16 protein-coding genes and 1 riboswitch are annotated in these 17,708 nt (G+C 35.5%); of the genes, 4 read left to right on the top strand and 12 right to left on the bottom strand.

Annotated features, from left to right (window positions below; all coding sequences use genetic code 11):
* Positions 1–27: 27 nt before the first annotated feature.
* Positions 28–135: riboswitch (SAM riboswitch) on the bottom strand.
* A gap of 188 nt (positions 136–323) precedes the next feature.
* A complete protein-coding gene (locus CHSO_RS00060; protein WP_045490989.1) occupies positions 324–2,939 on the top strand; it encodes an MGH1-like glycoside hydrolase domain-containing protein in 2,616 nt (871 codons plus the stop codon).
* A 187-nt stretch (positions 2,940–3,126) separates the two neighbouring features.
* Here the strand turns inward: CHSO_RS00060 and CHSO_RS00065 are convergent, their stop codons facing one another.
* The 7 genes from CHSO_RS00065 to CHSO_RS00095 form a co-directional block, all read right to left on the bottom strand.
* Positions 3,127–3,546: an OsmC family protein gene (locus CHSO_RS00065; protein ID WP_045490992.1), complete on the bottom strand. Its 420-nt coding sequence runs from the start codon at positions 3,544–3,546 to the stop codon at positions 3,127–3,129.
* Between the two features lie 23 nt (positions 3,547–3,569).
* Positions 3,570–4,892 (bottom strand): DUF58 domain-containing protein, encoded by a 1,323-nt coding sequence (locus CHSO_RS00070; protein ID WP_045490995.1) that lies wholly within the window; start codon positions 4,890–4,892, stop codon positions 3,570–3,572.
* 74 nt (positions 4,893–4,966) lie between these two features.
* The gene (locus tag CHSO_RS00075; RefSeq protein ID WP_045490998.1) at positions 4,967–5,998 is read right to left on the bottom strand and encodes an AAA family ATPase; all 1,032 of its coding nucleotides are present in this window, start codon (positions 5,996–5,998) and stop codon (positions 4,967–4,969) included.
* Positions 5,999–6,074: 76 nt separating this feature from the next.
* On the bottom strand, positions 6,075–7,232 hold the full coding sequence (locus tag CHSO_RS00080) for a hypothetical protein (protein WP_045491001.1): 1,158 nt from the start codon (positions 7,230–7,232) through the stop codon (positions 6,075–6,077).
* An 11-nt stretch (positions 7,233–7,243) separates the two neighbouring features.
* On the bottom strand, positions 7,244–8,020 hold the full coding sequence (locus CHSO_RS00085) for a DUF4129 domain-containing protein (RefSeq protein ID WP_045491004.1): 777 nt from the start codon (positions 8,018–8,020) through the stop codon (positions 7,244–7,246).
* The gene (locus CHSO_RS00090; RefSeq protein WP_045491007.1) at positions 8,013–8,975 is read right to left on the bottom strand and encodes a DUF4013 domain-containing protein; all 963 of its coding nucleotides are present in this window, start codon (positions 8,973–8,975) and stop codon (positions 8,013–8,015) included. Before CHSO_RS00090 ends, CHSO_RS00085 begins: the two co-directional genes overlap by 8 nt.
* The gene (locus tag CHSO_RS00095; protein ID WP_045491010.1) at positions 8,959–9,942 is read right to left on the bottom strand and encodes a stage II sporulation protein M; all 984 of its coding nucleotides are present in this window, start codon (positions 9,940–9,942) and stop codon (positions 8,959–8,961) included. The genes CHSO_RS00090 and CHSO_RS00095 overlap by 17 nt, the downstream gene beginning before the upstream one ends.
* A gap of 27 nt (positions 9,943–9,969) precedes the next feature.
* Here CHSO_RS00095 and CHSO_RS00100 point away from each other — a divergent pair, with 27 nt between their 5' ends.
* Together CHSO_RS00100 and CHSO_RS00105 are read left to right on the top strand one after the other, a co-directional pair.
* Positions 9,970–10,719, top strand: coding sequence for an RDD family protein (locus CHSO_RS00100; RefSeq protein WP_045491013.1), 750 nt, complete (start codon positions 9,970–9,972; stop codon positions 10,717–10,719).
* 121 nt (positions 10,720–10,840) lie between these two features.
* Entirely contained in the window at positions 10,841–11,131 is a 291-nt protein-coding gene (locus CHSO_RS00105) for a GNAT family N-acetyltransferase (RefSeq protein WP_045491016.1), read from the top strand.
* Here CHSO_RS00105 and CHSO_RS00110 read toward each other — a convergent pair.
* The 5 genes from CHSO_RS00110 to smpB all read right to left on the bottom strand — a co-directional run bounded on the left by CHSO_RS00110 (position 11,120) and on the right by smpB (position 15,944).
* On the bottom strand, positions 11,120–12,091 hold the full coding sequence (locus tag CHSO_RS00110) for a glycosyltransferase family protein (RefSeq protein WP_045491019.1): 972 nt from the start codon (positions 12,089–12,091) through the stop codon (positions 11,120–11,122). The two genes, CHSO_RS00105 and CHSO_RS00110, sit on opposite strands and share 12 nt — an antisense overlap.
* Entirely contained in the window at positions 12,091–12,915 is an 825-nt protein-coding gene (locus tag CHSO_RS00115; protein WP_045491022.1) for a UDP-2,3-diacylglucosamine diphosphatase, read from the bottom strand. The genes CHSO_RS00110 and CHSO_RS00115 overlap by 1 nt, the downstream gene beginning before the upstream one ends.
* 136 nt (positions 12,916–13,051) lie before the next feature.
* A complete protein-coding gene (locus CHSO_RS00120) occupies positions 13,052–13,792 on the bottom strand; it encodes a YebC/PmpR family DNA-binding transcriptional regulator (RefSeq protein ID WP_045491025.1) in 741 nt (246 codons plus the stop codon).
* A 95-nt stretch (positions 13,793–13,887) separates the two neighbouring features.
* Entirely contained in the window at positions 13,888–15,408 is a 1,521-nt protein-coding gene (locus tag CHSO_RS00125) for an OmpA family protein (protein WP_045491031.1), read from the bottom strand.
* A 77-nt stretch (positions 15,409–15,485) separates the two neighbouring features.
* Complete coding sequence (gene smpB, locus CHSO_RS00130; protein ID WP_045501613.1) at positions 15,486–15,944, bottom strand: SsrA-binding protein SmpB; 459 nt, start codon at positions 15,942–15,944, stop codon at positions 15,486–15,488.
* Between the two features lie 121 nt (positions 15,945–16,065).
* Between smpB and CHSO_RS00135 the strand changes: the two genes are divergently transcribed.
* Positions 16,066–17,688: an ABC-F family ATP-binding cassette domain-containing protein gene (locus tag CHSO_RS00135; protein WP_045491034.1), complete on the top strand. Its 1,623-nt coding sequence runs from the start codon at positions 16,066–16,068 to the stop codon at positions 17,686–17,688.
* The last annotated feature ends 20 nt before the right edge of the window (positions 17,689–17,708 follow it).

Raw genomic sequence — 17,708 nt, forward strand, 5'->3', positions numbered from 1 at the left:
CAGGAAATGGCTGAAAAGAACTTCAGTAAGTTATCTGTCCAAAATTACTTTGGTAGAACGTAGCACCTTCTTTGCTTGCGCAAAGGGTTGCTAAGGTTTCATAGGGTCTAATCCCTCAACCTTTCTTGATAACATTTTCAATATTTGAATGAACGAATGGTGCAAAGGTAGTTCTTTTCTTTTAAAATCAAAAAAAAATTAATTTAATATTAAAAAAAGCCCTTAAACACAAGTATTACAAGCCTATATTAATTATTCTTCAGATAAAAGGAATTGGAATTATTTTACAAAAAAACTAACTTCGTATTGAAAAATGATGAAATATGATCGCCGAAAAAGAAAGATTACAAGATACCAAATGGAAAAACTGGGGACCTTATGTAAGCAACCGGCAATGGGGAAATGTACGGGAAGATTATAGCCCGGACGGAAATGCGTGGAACTACACCAATCATAATAATGCAGAAAGCTATACTTATCGCTGGGGTGAAGAAGGTATTGCAGGAATTTCTGATGTAAAGCAACTGTTCTGCTTTGCCCTTTCGTTCTGGAATAAAAAAGATAAAATTGTTAAGGAACGTTTCTTTGGGTTGAGTAATCCACAGGGAAACCATGGTGAAGATATCAAGGAGATTTTCTACTATCTGGATAATACGCCTACTCATAGTTATATGAAAATGGTTTACAAATATCCAATCAATGAATTCCCTTATGATGAGCTTGTTGCCGTAAATGGAAGCCGCAGCAAACAGGAACCGGAGTATGAGATCTTTGATACGGGAATTTTTGATAACGATGCCTATTTTGATATTTTTATTGAATACTGTAAAGCCGATCACAATGATATTCTCGTAAGAGTAACCGTTTGTAACCGGAGTCAGTCTGATGCACCTATTGTTGTGGCTCCTACTACATGGTTCAGAAATAACTGGAAATGGGGTTACAATACCTATAAAGGAGAAATGAATGCTTCGCATGACGGAAGTATCAATATTGGGCACGACAGTATTTCCATCAAAAAGTTTTACTCTAGAAACAGAAATGCTAAGAGTGTATTCTGTGAAAATGAAACCAATACCCCCAAGTTGTATGGGGCTCCTCAGGCAGAAAATACTTATTTCAAAGATGGAATCAATAACTATATCATTTACCGCGATAACACCATAAATCCTGAGAAAAGAGGAACTAAAGCTTCTTTCTTAATTGATGAACTCATTGAAGCTGGGCAATCCCAGATTTTTGAATTCAGGTTGTGTCCTCATGAAAGTGATGAGCCTTTTGACAATTTTGATGAGATTTTTGATACCAGACAGGCTGAAGCAGAGGAATTTTATAGTGATGTTCAAAACGACACTTCCAATGAAGATGAAAGAAATGTTCAAAGACAGGCTTTTGCAGGACTTCTTTGGAATAAACAATTCTATCATTATAATATTGGAAAATGGCTGAAAGGAGATCCGAACTTCGAAGCACCAAGAAACTTTCATAATTATGTAAGAAATACAGAATGGAACCACCTCCATAATAAAGACATTATTTCCATGCCTGATAAATGGGAATACCCGTGGTATGCAACATGGGATCTTGCTTTTCATTGTGTTCCTTTATCCATCATTGATGCTGAGTTTGCTAAAGGACAACTTTTACTCCTCACCAAGGAATGGTATATGCATCCTAACGGACAGCTGCCAGCCTATGAGTGGAATATGAGTGATGTGAATCCGCCTGTACATGCCTGGTCTTGCTTCAGAGTTTTTAAAATTGACGAAAAAAACAATGGAAAACCTGATTTATTATTCCTTGAAAAAGTCTTCCAAAAACTTCTTTTGAATTTCACCTGGTGGGTCAACCGAAAGGATAAAAACGGAAAAAATATTTTCGGTGGCGGTTTTCTTGGATTGGATAATATCGGAGCCTTTGACCGAAATATGGTTTTAGAGGATGGGCAGCATCTGGAACAGGCAGACGGAACAAGCTGGATGGCCATGTATGCGCTGAACATGATGCGAATTGCCATGGAACTTGCCCAGTATTACCAGGTATATGAAGATATGGCCATCAAATTCTTTGAACATTATCTTTATATCGCCGAAGCCATGGAGAATCTGGGTGAAGGAACAAAAGGTTTATGGAATGAAGAAGACGGATTTTTCTATGATGTTCTCCAACTCGGAAACGGAAATAGTGTTTCTTTACGATTGAGAAGTATTGTTGGATTAATTCCTTTGTTTGCGGTGGAAATCGTAGATCACAGACTTCTGGAAAAAATGCCGAATTTCAAAACCCGAATGGAATGGATCTTAAAGAATAAACCGGAACTCACCAAACTGGTTTCTCACTGGGATGAGGAAGGACAAGGCAGAAAACACTTAATGAGCATTCTCCGTAAAAACCGATTGACCAAGGTATTAACCAGAATGCTTGATGAGAAAGAATTTTTAAGTTCTTATGGAATCCGGGCTATGTCTAAGGTATATGAAGAAAATCCTTTTGTATTCTCTGTTCATGGTCATGAAAATGTTGTGTATTATACTCCTGCAGAAAGTGACAGCAGAATGTTTGGTGGAAACAGTAACTGGCGCGGGCCTATCTGGTTTCCTATTAATTTTCTGATTGTAGAAAGTTTACAACGTTTTCATTATTATTACGGAAACAGCCTGAAGGTAGAATTCCCTACCGGAAGTGGTGAAAAGAAAAACCTGGATGAAGTAGCTCAGAATATCAGCAAAAGACTTTGTTCTATCTTTTTAAAGGATGAGCATGGACAGCGTGCCTTCAATGGTGGAAATCCAAAGTTTAACTATGATGAGCATTTTAGAGATTATATCACATTCTTTGAATACTTCCATGGAGATAATGGACGAGGTGTAGGGGCTTCTCATCAAACAGGATGGACGGCTACTGTGGCGAAATTGATAAAACCAAGACTTACCTTTTAATGAGCAATCAGTAATGAAATAGAAAACCGTTCCATTTTTGGAACGGTTTTTTTTGCCACGAATGTTAGAATAAAATAATAAATGCCTAAAAATTATTTATCTAAACTCTTTACTACATAAGCTTTATAAAATTATTCGTGCATTAGTTGCTAAATAAAAATGAGGCTTTCAAGCCCCATCTATAGTTTTAAATTTTCTCTCCGTTCACAAATACTTCGTATCCTATTTCTACATTGGGTTCCAACGTCTTTGATACGGAACAGTATTTTTCGAATGATAATTCTGCTGCCTTTAAAGCTTTTTTAGGATCAATTTCTCCTTCCAAAATGAATTTCACTTTAATGGATTTGAAAGGTTTCGCATCATCTACCTGAACTCTCTCCCCTTCTACTTCTGCCTGAAAGCTTTTAATTTCCTGGCGCTGCTTCTTTAAAATAGAAACTACGTCTATTCCACTGCATCCTGCCACTGCCATCAGGACACTTTCCATTGGAGAAACTCCTTTAGCTCCCGGCTGTGAGGTATTGTCTAAAAGGATAGAATTTCCCTGTCCGTTTGTACATTCAAATAAAAAGTCGTCGTTAATTCTATTAAGTGTTATTTTCATTGTTGCTTATTGTTCTTACAAAATTATAAAATTCCTCTGGCTTTTATCTCCAAATATTTATTGATAACGTCGATATTCAAATTCTCGGGAAGTGTATATACTGTATAAATTCCGTATTTGCGGAGTTCCTGAATAATCAGTTTCTTTTCAAATTCAAATTTTTCAGCAACAATTTCATCATAGATTTCCTGCATACTTTCAGGGTTTTTGTTAATGAGCGTCTGGAGTTCCGAGTTTTTGAAGAAAACAACTACCAACAGATGGTTCTTGGCAATTCCGCGAAGATATTTTAACTGACGGTTTAATCCGTCTAATGTTTCAAAGTTAGTAAACAGCAAAATCAAACTTCTTTGATTGATTGAATATTTAACATCCTGGTACAATCGGTTGAAATCACTTTCAAAGAAATCAGTTTTAATATTATAAAGCGATTCTGATATTTTCTTAAGCTGCCCGGATTTATTCTCTGCAGCAATTTTGTTTTCAGCTTTTTTGGAGAAAGTCATCATCCCTGCCCTATCTCCTTTTCTTAGAATAATATGAGACAACGCCATGGTTGCATTGATGGAATAATCTAAAAGGCTCAATCCTTTGAAAGGCATCTTCATGGTTCGTCCTTTATCAATCAGCATAAAAATACGCTGTGATTTCTCATCCTGAAATTGATTCACCATTAAACGGTTGGCCTTCGAAGTTGCTTTCCAGTTGATGGTTCTGATATCGTCTCCCGGAACATACTCTTTAATTTGTTCAAATTCCATGGTATGCCCCAGCTTTCTGACCTTTTTGATTCCGCCTAACAGAAACTCACTCTGCAACGCCATCAACTCATATTTTCTGAGATGAATAAAAGACGGATAAGATGGCAACATGGCATCTTTCTGAAAACTGAATCTTTTGGCAACAAACCCTAAAGGTGATGAAACATAAACATTGAGACTTCCGAAATGATATTCTCCTCTTTCTTTAGGCTCTAAACTGTATTGAAAGAAAGTGTTTGTTCCTGCATTAATAGACTTTTCAATTAAAAAATCTCTTTTCTGAAACTGAAACGGTATTTCATCAATGATCTTAGTGGAGATCTTAAAGTTGTAATTATTTTTAATATCAATCTTTACAAAATTTTCATCCCCATTCGAAAGCTTTTCCGGTAATATTCTTTGCGCCTGTACAGCATTTTTCTGATTAAAGATTAACAAATAATCTACCATAACGGCAAGAAAACATATCAGCAATACAATGTGGGCTGCCCACATCAGCACCGGAAAGAAAAATGCCAGAACATACAGTATCCCCACTCCAATGAGCGTAAAGAAGAAACGGGTATTGATGTATAGGTTTTTCATTGTTTAGGTTGCAGGTTATAGGGATTAGGAATGAAGGAATTAGGAATTATCGCCCGACCTCTTATTTCTACCATCTATCTCGGAATCTCTATTCCTTCTAAGATTTGACGGATAATTTCATCTGCAGTAAGCCCTTCCATTTCTCTTTCCGGAGAAACGATTACTCTGTGTCTTAATACTGCATAACTTGCCTCCTTGATATCTTCAGGAGTCACAAAATCTCTTCCTCTTAATGCTGCAAAAGCTTTGGAAGCAGTAAGAAGTGCCAATGAAGCTCGTGGTGAAGCCCCCAAATACAGAAACTGATTTTCTCTGGTGTTGATAATAATTTTTGCAATATATTCCATCAACTGGGACTCTACAATGATTTCTTTTACCAAATGCTGGTAAGATTTCAATTGTTCTGCTGTAATAACATGGTTTATCCCTTCTGTTTTATCTTCTTTTTTACTTTCGTGCTGATTTTTAATGATCGTGATTTCCTGCTCAAGATTCGGATAACCCACGTTAATTTTGAACAAGAAACGGTCTAGCTGCGCTTCCGGAAGTCTGTATGTTCCTTCATGTTCTATTGGGTTTTGAGTAGCTACCACCAGAAATGGTTCCTCCATAATGTAGCGGGTACCATCCATTGTGATCTGTCTTTCTTCCATTACTTCAAATAATGCAGCCTGAGTTTTTGCTGGTGACCTGTTGATCTCATCAATGAGTATAAAGTTGGAGAAAATAGGTCCTTTTTTAAATTCAAATTCAGAGTTTTTCATACTGAATACCGAAGTTCCCAGAATATCTGAAGGCATCAAATCCGGTGTAAATTGAATTCTGCTGAAACCTACATCAATGGTTTTCGCTAATAATTTTGCCGTAATAGTTTTAGCAACTCCCGGAACTCCTTCAATGAGAACGTGTCCGTTTGAAAGCAATGCCGCCAAAAGGTGCTCTATCATGTTTTCCTGTCCTACAATTACTTTTCCTATTTCAGCTTTTACCTTATCCAGGCTTGCACGAAGTTCTATCATATCAATTCTCGACTGAAACTGATCTTCGTTTTTATTTAGATTGATAGAAGATTGATTTTCTATGTTTGGATTATCAAGATTTTCCATAATTTTTATTTTTTGGTTTGATAGGACTTCGACTTCGTTCTATCTTTGGCTAAATCGTCCCGTTGGTACTCTTCTTTTATTTTAATAGCTCATCAAGCAATTTATTGATTCTTGCCAGGTCTTCCTTCGTCACACTCGCATATGGATCCTGTGCTCTTTTGATAAGACTGATGGCCTCATTAATCTTCTCCATTGGTTGTCCGGTTTTCATCTGTAACTTCTTGGCAAACTCTTCATCGATGTTCTGAGTATCAATCAGAAGGTCTAATCTTACTTTGTTCAGGAAATATTGGGCTTTTTTAGCCATCATATCATGAAAATCGCCTTCCTGAAGATAGAGATTTCCAATGCTTTTCACAAAATCCAGTGATGTATTTCTCAAGGGTTCTATCACGGGTACAATTCTCTGTTTTCTTTTTGCATTAAAGAAAATTAAAAGAACAAGACCACCCAGAAATACCCACCATGCATATTTCAAGGCTGGATTTCCCAATATAAATCTCATGAAGAAACGTGAAGCCTTCGTATTACTCTCCACAAACCAAACCGTTTCCCGATCCTGAAGATAAGAGAATACATCTTGAACATATTTTACATTTCCTGGTTTCAACAGATAATAATTGGTAAGAAAAAGTGGCTCGCTATGAACATAGAAGTTTCCTTTTCCGAATTTTACTTTGATAAAGTTAGCCTGATCTGTATTTTTCTTCTCTACCGTTTTTCCCAGTACTTCCACTCCGGGTTTAATAAATGAAAATCCTCTTCCTGATGGAAATTTATCCAACTGAATGAAATCATTCTTGTATTTTTTATCCGTAAGCTTAAGAACATTCTCTTCTTCAAAAGAAATCTCTGAATCATAAAATCCTATACTGTCTGAAACTTCTTTAGGCATCTGGCTTATCACCAGCATGGCATCTGAACCTTTTGAAACCTGATCCATCACTTTCTTCCAAGATTCTGTATCAATATCTTTTTCAATAATGACAATATTATGGGCTTCTTTTTTATGCTGATTATAATATTCGTAGGGTGCCTGATTGATCTTCTTCAGATTATTTTTAAAAAGATCTCTAGCTTCGTTATCAAAAACAAAAAGGCCAAACGGGGATTTCTCGCTGACATCAAAATTTTTACGCCAGTCTGTGGTCTCTTTTTTATTCACTTCAAGCACCGCCAAAATAACCATCACAACGATGAAGATCACAGCATATATTCTGAAAGTCTTATTCATGGTTAATGGAGTTATGGTTTGAATGTCTGATATTGATTTTTAAATTTCTGATAACTTTGCTCATCTATATTGAATTCGCCATACCATACATAATCGAAAATATAAGACAGATTGAAGAATTCATTCTTAAGATGAGGCGCTTTTAATTCTGCCACATAATCTTTATTGGTCTTTTCAGGATTCCAGTTAATCAGTTTTTTATCATTTAGTTTTTTAAGAATGAATAAGAACTGATAACGTACTGCAGAACGATAATCTCCTGAATGTTCAAATTTTGCAATACTTTCAGGGAAATTAATTTCATGGATATTTTCATGAAGTTCCTCTACATTCAGATTTAGCTTTTTATTCTTTTTACCGAAAATAAGGTTCCCGTCTTTTCCAAGGATATATTTAATGATAAAATATAAAAGAAATCCTACCAGAATAATCGCAAAAAGCCTCACAAGTGCTACCGTTACTTTGGAAGATTTTTCAAAAACCGTTTCTCCGAAAATACTCCTGAAAATATGGTCAACTTTTCTCAGCAATTTCTGCCAGAAAGATTCTCTGGGTTTTGATACGGTATAATCAAATTCATTTCCTTTATATCTTGATGGAACATTCTCCTTAAATTCTTTAGGATACAGCTGATTTTCTGAAACCGGATTCTTCATCAGTACAGAATCTGCCCGCAGCATATTATGATAATGCCCGGTTGTATACAGTGAATCTGCCGTATAATCATCCTGAGCTTTAACTAAGCTTAGAGAGAAGACTAATACTATGAAAAAAAGAATCTTATTCATTGATTCCAATAGTGTCTATTTCTTCCAATTCTACTTTCTGATGAAGATCTGTTCTGCTGTCATAATACATCAATCCGGCATTCACATACAACAGATTTGAAAGGAAGAATGAAAGCAGCATTGAGATTCCATAAAATACAAAAAATGCGACTCCAAAAGCCCCTGTGAAAGGGTTTTGCTCAAAATTTCCATCGGGTGTATTGGTGAGTACCGAACTATAGAAAAAGATCATCGGAATATAGGTAAATACAGAACTGACCAGTGACATTATAATAAACATCACAAATGATGCTCCCCAATATTTCCAAAAAGGTGATTTTTCACTTCCGTTAGGATAAGAAAACTGTGAACGGATAGAACGGCTCAGGCTTTCCATAAAACCTCTGCCTGAATTAAAATAATCATACATCAGAAATGTAATCACATTAAATAATGTAGGATACACAATCATAATAAGAAAAATTCCGATAAGCACTAAGATAAGAAGATAAGAGAATCCTATCACAAATAATGATAAAGGAATTACAATAAATGTCATCCCAAGGCATAGCTTAGCAATTTTCCCTATATTTTCTTTAAAGTCACCTAAAATCTCATCTGCCTTTATATTTTTTGCGCCATTAGCAACCCTTTTCAGATAAAATACCGGATAAAGATAATTGATGATCGCCAGGATCATAAAAAGCAGGAATGTAAGAACCCCTACCCCAATCAGCATTCCGGCATTCTCTGAAAAATATCTTTCAAAATAATAAGTATCTCCACCCAGATTGGAGCCGAAAATTTGAGAAAAAAGTTCTTTATATCCGAAAATAAAAACCGTTACCATTAAAATCAACAGCAGGCCATTGATAAGAATGTAGTTTTTAAAATAATTCTTTCCGTATAATTTAAAAAAGTTGAAACTGTCACTAATGAAAGTTCCAAAATCTCTTTTTTTATAAAATTGTATCATTGATGTACTTATTAGTTTTTTTATTGACTATTGCCGGATATACAAAATAGTAAAATCCTATCACTGCCAGAGATCCCAGAATAATAATCAGATTTAAAATGACAGGCATTTTTAAAGCATGCCTTGTCACATACCCCTCGATAATTCCGGCACAAATGGTGAAAGGAACCGTACTTAAAAATATTTTAAAAGAATCCTTAAATCCTTTTTTAAAAGAATTAAATCTTGAAAAAGTTCTTGGAAAAAGAATAGAGGCTCCTAAAATCAATCCACACATAGCTTCCACAACCATAGCGAATATTTCAAAAACACCGTGAAGCCAGATGCCTCTTGCACTGTCTTTTAAAGCTCCATAATCATAGAAAAAGTACTGGAAAGATCCTAACATTACACTATTGGAGAGCAAAGCAAATAGAGTTCCCACCCCACCGGCAATTCCATAAATATATAATTTAGTGCCTACCTGAATATTGTTGAAAATAATCCCAATGGTTGTTCCCCAGGTTGTTCCACTCTGATAGACTCCAACTGCATTATTCTTTTTAATATTTTCGATGGTTTCGTTTACATAGCTTTCTCCAAGAATAATATTTACAAAATCTTTATCATACATGGCAGAAAGCACTCCTATGGAAGTGAAAAGAACAAAAAACAGAAAAGCATACAGTAAATATCTCCGATACTGATACACCAGCAACGGCACCTCTGTTTTAAAGAAATATACTAACCTGTTTTCCTCTACTCTTTTGGTTTTATAAATCTTTTGAAAGATTTGGGAAGATAGGTGATTCAGATAAACAGTAGTATTACTTTTAGGATAGTAGGTCTGAGCAAAAGAAAGATCATTGATCAGGTTTATATACAATGATGACAGGTCATCGGGATTTTTTTTAATTTTCCCATCAATAACCTGTTCTATTCCCAACCATTTTTCTTTATTTTGTTTAATGAAATAAACTTCTCTCATAATTGTAAGGCTAAAATAATAAAAAATATGTCTCAGATCGCGATAAATACCTCACAAAATGTAAATATTAACTTCAATACAGCCAGTGTTGGAGAAAGAATGCTTGCATTTATCATTGATCTTCTGATAAGGGTTGCCTACATTGTCATCGTTCTGTATTTGTTTTTCAACATCCTGGACCTGGGATACTTGCTTAATGGTCTGGATAGCTGGTCTATAATGGCCGTTTATATTATCCTTACTTTTCCTACTTACATTTATCCTGTTGTTTTGGAGAGTTTAATGGAAGGACAGACCCCTGGAAAGAAACTTATGAAAATCAGAGTGGTAAAGATTGATGGATATCAGGCCAGTTTTCCAGATTATATGATCCGCTGGGTATTCAGGTTGATTGATGTATCTTTTGCCGGAGTGGTAGGTTTAATTTCAATGATTGTCTCCAAAAATAATCAGCGTTTGGGAGATATTGCTTCCGGTACAGCTGTTATTTCTTTAAAAAACAACATTAATATTTCTCATACTATTCTTGAGAACATCAACGAAGATTATGTTCCTTCATTTCCTCAGGTGATTGCTTTGAGTGATAATGATATGAGAATCATCAAAGATAATTATACCAAAGCTGTAAAAGCCGATGACCGTCAGATTATCGGTAAGCTTTCCGATAAGATTAAAAGCATTCTGAAACTGGAAATAGATCCTACTAAAATGACGGAAAAGCAGTTTATCAATGTTATTATTAAAGACTATAACTATTATACTGGAAAGGATAATTAATGCCCTTGTCAATAATCAATTTTGCTTCGCAAATGAATGGTGAATAAGAAACTCTTGAAGCGAATACATTTTATCAATCCTCATAATTTTCGTACCTTTAATAACAATAAAGCCCTTTATCATGAAATTTGAAAACAACAGATCCGGAAACGGCGGAGTTCTTACCCTGAATAACGAAATAAAAGAAGTAGGAAGATTAACCTATACCATTTTCCCGGAAGATCAAAAACTGATTATTTCTTTTGTATTGGTTCATCCTGAGTTTGAAGGAAGAGGAATGGGAAAATACTTAGTGGAAGAAGCTATCAAATTTGCAAGGGAAAATAACTGGAACGTTTATCCTCACTGTTCTTATGCGAGATCTGTTATGATGAGAATGAACGATGTGGAGGATATTTTCTTAAAGAGCTAAGACATCCTTCACCAGAATCTCTTCAATATTATCCGGATAATCTACTGTCAGATGGTAATCTGATGCAACCCACTCCATAATCTCCTGCAGATTTAAAGATTTAGAATTAGGAATGCCCATCTTATCAAGAGCACAGGCATTACATTCCTGTTCATACTGGTTATGAATAGGGATAACAAATAATTTTTTATCCATAAAAAGTGCTTCAGCAGGCGTTTCGAAACCTGCATTGCACAAAATTCCTTCACAACCCTCAAAATATTTCAGATATTGGGTTTCATCAATAGGAAATACTTCAACATTTTTTACTTTAACCTGTACTTTACTGTATTTTGAAAACACTTTCCATTCTACCGGGATTTTCCGCAGAACTTTAATTATATTTTCATCTGCAAAACTTGGAAGATAGACAAGATAATAACCTTGCTTGTAGGGGGTAAGATTTCTGATTTTTCTTCGAATGACTGGTTTTTTAATCTGTGGATGATAATTTTCAAAATGAAAACCAATCTTTCTTTCGCTGGGAACATAATATTTTAAAATCATTTCCCCCAGAAAATCTTTTTTTTCAGGTTTAGGGGTTTCCGGAAAACTCATGGATGCCTGATGACTAAGCTCAATCATGGGTAGCTTCTTCAATTTTGAGGCCCAGCCCGTTAAAGGTTCATAATCATTGATGATGAGATCGTATTGGGAAAGCTCTAAATTTATTATCGTCTTTGCTGCATCAATGAATTTATTATCAGTAAATGTTTTTCGATAGGATAAACCACCCGTTTTGTTATAAAGAAGGGAAATACCCCTATATTGAAAATCAATGGGAAAATCAGCCTTTAATTGCGATTGATGTCCACTGATGAGTGTATCCACCGAAGCATACTTCTTGAGTATCGGAATAATCTCCTGTGCTCTGGCCACATGACCGTTTCCGGTACCCTGAAATGCATACAAAATTTTCATTAAGTAAAATTGGTTACGATTTTTAAAAGCTCAGAATTATCCATCTCCTGTATTTCTTCTGCTTCATCATCTTTTAGTAAATGTTTATGATCGTCATAGTAAAAGATATTCCATTCTTTATCATGATATTCCAATGCAGACAGGTTTTCAATCCAATCCCCGGAATTAAGATAAGTACAGGACCCTTTTTTATTAACAACCTCCCGAATCTGAGGTTGATGAATATGCCCACACACTACATAGTCGTATTGGTTATCAATGGCCAGTTCAGAAGCTGTAAGTTCAAAGTCTCCAATGTACTTTACCGCTTTCTTTACATTATTTTTAATTTTTTTTGAAAATGAATATTTTTCTTTACCCATCTTCTCTAAAAACCAATTTACAACATTATTGATGATAATTAAAAGATCATATCCTTTTCCACCGAGTTTGGCGATCCATTTGGAATGCTGAACTGAGGCATCGAAAACATCACCGTGAAAGATCCAGGTTTTCTTCTGGTCAATAGTCAGGCATATTTTATTACAGACTTTCAGTTTTCCCAATTCAAAGTCGGTAAACTTACGGAACATTTCATCATGATTGCCTGTGATATAATAAACATCCGTATTCTTGGTCGCAAATGAAAGGATCTTCCGGATCACTTTCAAATGAGGTTTAGGGAAGTAAGACTTTTTGAATTGCCAGATATCAATAATATCACCATTCAAAACCAAAGTTTTAGGCTGGATAGAATTGAGGTATCTCAGCAATTCCTTAGCCTTACATCCATAAGTTCCCAAATGAACATCCGATATGACAACTAACTCAACGTTTCTTTTCATCCGTATATTTTTCAGCTTTAAAATTTGCTGGACGGAACGCCTGTTATTTCCGAATCGAAAACATGGTAAGGCGTTTCATAGTTTTTTACAAAGAAACTAATTGAAAGTTAACTGTATATGAATGCTATATTATTTTTTATAAAGAGTTCATTAACTCTTCAGTGATTTCCATATTATGGTAAACGTTTTGTACATCATCATCATCCTCAAAACGCTCAAGCATTTTCATATTTGCTTTAAACTGCTCTTCGTTTACTTCTTTTGTATTGTTTGGAATTCTTTGTAATTCTGCACTCTTTGCTTCAATTCCAAGCTCATCCAATTTATGAGATAAAGACCCGAAATCTTCAAAAGCAGTTGTAATCATTACTTCTTCTTCATCTTTTTCTACATCTTCAGCTCCACCATCAATCATTTCCATTTCGAAGTCATCCCATTCCATCTTCACTTGAGCTAAATCGATTGTAAAAATTCCTTTTCTGTCGAAGATAAAGGCAAGCTCACCATTTTTACCAAGATTTCCGTCAAATTTGTTGAAAATAGCTCTTACGTTGGCTACAGTTCTGGTTGTATTGTTTGTAGTACATTCTACAAAGAAAGCAACTCCTCCCTGTCCGTATCCTTCATAAGTAACTTCTTCATAGTTTTCAGCATCTGCACCACTAGCTTTTTTAATTGCTCTTTCTACGTTATCCTTAGGCATGTTTGCCCCTTTAGCGTTTTGGATACATCTTCTCAATGCCGGGTTAGCTTCCGGATCTGTTCCACCAGCTTTTACTGCCAATGCAATATCCTTACCTATTTTAGAGAAAGTTTTGGCCATTTTATCCCATCTGGCCATTTTAGAAGCTTTTCTATATTCAAATGCTCTTCCCATTTTTAAATTTTAAATTTTCAACAAAATTACTTAAAAGTCTACAAAAAAAAATACCTCCAAAAAAATTGGAGGTATTCATTATTTAGAAAAATTAATTATTTTTTCTTTTTAGCAACAGCTTTTTTCTTAGCTGGAGCTTTTTTAGTTGCTTTTTTAGCAGTAGCTTTCTTCACTGGAGCATCAGCGTAATCTTTCTTAGCGATAGCATTCCACTCAGCATCGTTTTCGATAGCTTTAACAACTACTTTTCTGTCAACTTGTCTTTCAGCATCTGTAGCTTTAGCAGATACAGTCGCTTTAGTAGCACCTACACCGATAGATTTAAGAGCATTAGCATCTACACCTCTTGAATCTAAAGCAGCAACTACAGAAGCAGCTCTTTCTCTAGATAATTTTAAGTTGTAAGCAGCAGCACCTTTAGCATCAGTTCTACCTTCTAATAGATAGTTACCTCCGTCTTTCTTGATGATAGTAGCAGCAGCATCTAAAGCATCTTTAGATTCAGCTTTGATAGTAGCTTTGTTGAAATCGAAGTAAACACTCTTCAATTTAGTTTCAACATCGATAGCTGTTTGACCTTTTGGTTTAGGACATCCGTTGTATTCTGGAAGACCTGGAACAGTAGGACAAGCATCATCTTTATCTAAGATACCGTCACCGTCTGTATCTGGCCAAGGACAACCTTTGTTTTCAGCAGGACCTGCAACTGTAGGACAAGCATCATCTTTGTCGATAACACCATCACCGTCTGTATCTGGCCAAGGACAACCGTTGTTTTCAACTGGACCAGCTACATCTGGACATTGATCGTCTTTATCTGGAACTCCGTCACCGTCTGTATCAGGACATCCCTGGAATTCTGGTAAACCTGGAGTATCTGGACAAAGATCGTCTTTATCTAGGATACCATCCTTATCTCTATCTCTGTTTCCGAATCTGAATAAGATAGAAGCAGAAGCTTGCCAGAAGTTAGCAACAGTAGACTTATCACCTGGAGTTGATACGTAATCTCCTTGGATACCAAGACCGAAGTTTTTAGTTACCCAAAAGTTAGCACCAGCACCTGTAGATACAGCAAAGTGATTAGCTTTACCATTCTCGTTACCATCTTTTCCGTTTAGTACGTTAGCATCTAATACATTACCGTTAGCATCAAGACCATTTTTAGGGAAAGATTGCCCTGTATAGTCATGTCTTAGGTAGTTAGCACCAACTCTTAAATATGGATCGAACCAAGATTCTTCGTTCCATAAAAGACCCGCAGCTTTAGCCTGGAAACCAATACCTGTCATCAAGAAAAATTCTTTCCCCATGTTGAATCTTTTGTTTTCAACATTTCCAACAGAAGTTTGCCAGTCAATAACTAAACCTTTACCAACGTTTCTAGCAACTGTTAACTTAGATAATGGAGGTGTAATAGAATAGCTGTTCATATTGAACAGATTCTTTGTTAAATTTTTCGCAGAGAACGTATTACTGAAACCTGCACGTGCAGCTACATGGTTTTCTGCGTGAGCACCAACTCCGATTAACCACGGATTGTTGGTAGTCTGTGCGAAAACAGTAGAGGCAACGGTAAGCGCCAATGCTGAAATTCCTAATTTTAGATTTTTCATAGAATTAAATGATTAAATAATTGATAATGCAAAATAAATATAATTTTTCTTTATATACAAAGTTTTTCAAATGATTTTTAACTTTTCTTTAATATTCTGTCCAGGTTCCGCTTATTTTCTCTATCTTTAATGGCCTCTCTTTTATCAAAAAGCTTTTTCCCTCTACCCAGCGCTATCAGCACCTTTGCTTTCCCTCGATCAGTGATATATAATTTCAAAGGTATAATCGTATTTCCTGCATCCTTTAACTTTTTTTCAAGTTTCTGCAATTCTTTTTTGTGCAAGAGCAATTTCCGTTCCCTTTTTGTTTTATGATTGTAAAAAGTTCCCAATTTATACTCATCAATCATCATGTTGATGATGTATAACTCCCCATCAATAAACTGACAGAACGATTCTGTGATAGATGCCTTAGAAGAACGTAAAGATTTTATTTCTGTACCTGTCAAAACCATTCCGGCTTCATATTCTTCAAGAATTTCATATTCAAAGCGGGCTCTTCTATTTAATATACTAACTGTTTTTTCAATCTTCATCATTTTAAAATTTCGTTAATGAAATATATAAAAAATATCATACATTTAAAAACTTGACTATTATATTATTACAAAATACCCAAATTCTTTTTGTATTTTTGCGCCAAATTTACAAAACTATATGTTAACAGTATCTAACTTATCTTTACAATTCGGGAAAAGAGTTCTTTTTGACGAGGTAAATATTATGTTTACCAAAGGAAACTGCTACGGAATCATCGGAGCAAACGGGGCGGGAAAGTCTACATTCCTTAAAATATTAACAGGAAAGCAGGATCCTACAACAGGTAACGTATCTCTGGAACCAGGGAAGAGAATGTCAGTTTTGGAACAGGATCACTTTGCTTTTGATCAGTATACTGTTCTTGAAGCTGTACTAAGAGGTAATAAAAAATTATTTGAGATAAAGGAGGAAATGGATGCGTTATACGCAAAAGAAGATTTCTCTGACGCAGATGGAATTAAAGCTGGGGAGCTAGGTGTAATCTATGATGAAATGGGTGGATGGACTGCAGAATCTGATGCACAGACCATGCTTTCCAATGTAGGAATCAAAGATGATATGCACTGGCAAATGATGAGTGAACTTGAGAACAAGGACAAAGTAAAGGTTCTTTTAGCTCAGGCACTTTTCGGAAATCCTGATGTGCTAATCCTGGATGAGCCTACCAATGACCTTGATATTGATACAATATCTTGGCTTGAAGATTTCCTTGCTGATTATGAGAATACTGTAATCGTAGTATCTCACGACCGTCACTTCTTGGATACGGTTTGTACACATATTGGAGATTTAGATTACGCTAAACTTAACCTTTATACCGGTAACTACTCTTTCTGGTACCAAGCATCTCAGTTAGCAACAAGACAAAGAGCTCAGGCTAACAAGAAAGCTGAAGAGAAGAAAAAAGAACTTCAGGACTTCATCGCTAGATTCAGTTCTAACGTTGCTAAGGCTAAACAGGCTACTGCAAGAAAGAAAATGATCGACAAATTAAATATTGACGACATTAAGCCTTCTTCAAGAAGATACCCTGCCATCATTTTTGAAATGGAAAGAGAAGCTGGGGATCAGATCCTTGATGTAAAAGGTCTTGAAAAAACAAAAGACGGAGAATTATTATTCTCTAATATTGATTTAAACCTTAAAAAAGGAGACAAAGTAGCAGTACTTTCTAAAAACTCTTTAGCAATCACTGAATTTTTCGAAATTCTTGCTGGAAATGTTGAGGCAGACAAAGGAACTGTTGCTTGGGGAGTTACTACGAACCAATCTCACATGCCTTTAGATAACACCAATTTCTTCCAGGAAGATTTAAGCCTGGTTGATTGGTTGAGACAATTCACTAAAAATGATGAGGAGCGTCACGAAGAGTTCGTAAGAGGATTCCTAGGAAGAATGCTTTTCTCTGGTGATGAAGCGTTGAAATCTTGTAAAGTACTTTCAGGGGGTGAAAAAATGAGATGTATGTTCAGCAGAATGATGCTTCAGAAAGCTAACGTTCTTTTATTAGATGAACCTACCAACCACTTAGACCTTGAAAGTATCACGACTTTGAACAACTCATTGTCTAACTTCAAGGGAAATCTTTTATTGGCATCTCATGACCACGAAATGTTGTCAACTGTCTGTAACAGAATCATTGAACTGACTCCAAACGGAATTATTGACAGAGAAATGACTTATGACGAATACCTTGCTGATAAAAAAGTAAAGGAATTAAGAGAAAAAATGTATTCTTAGTCTGATACATTCAACAAATA

Origin of the sequence: Chryseobacterium sp. StRB126 (assembly GCF_000829375.1) — a bacterium.
In the GTDB taxonomy this organism is placed as follows: Bacteria; Bacteroidota; Bacteroidia; order Flavobacteriales; family Weeksellaceae; genus Chryseobacterium.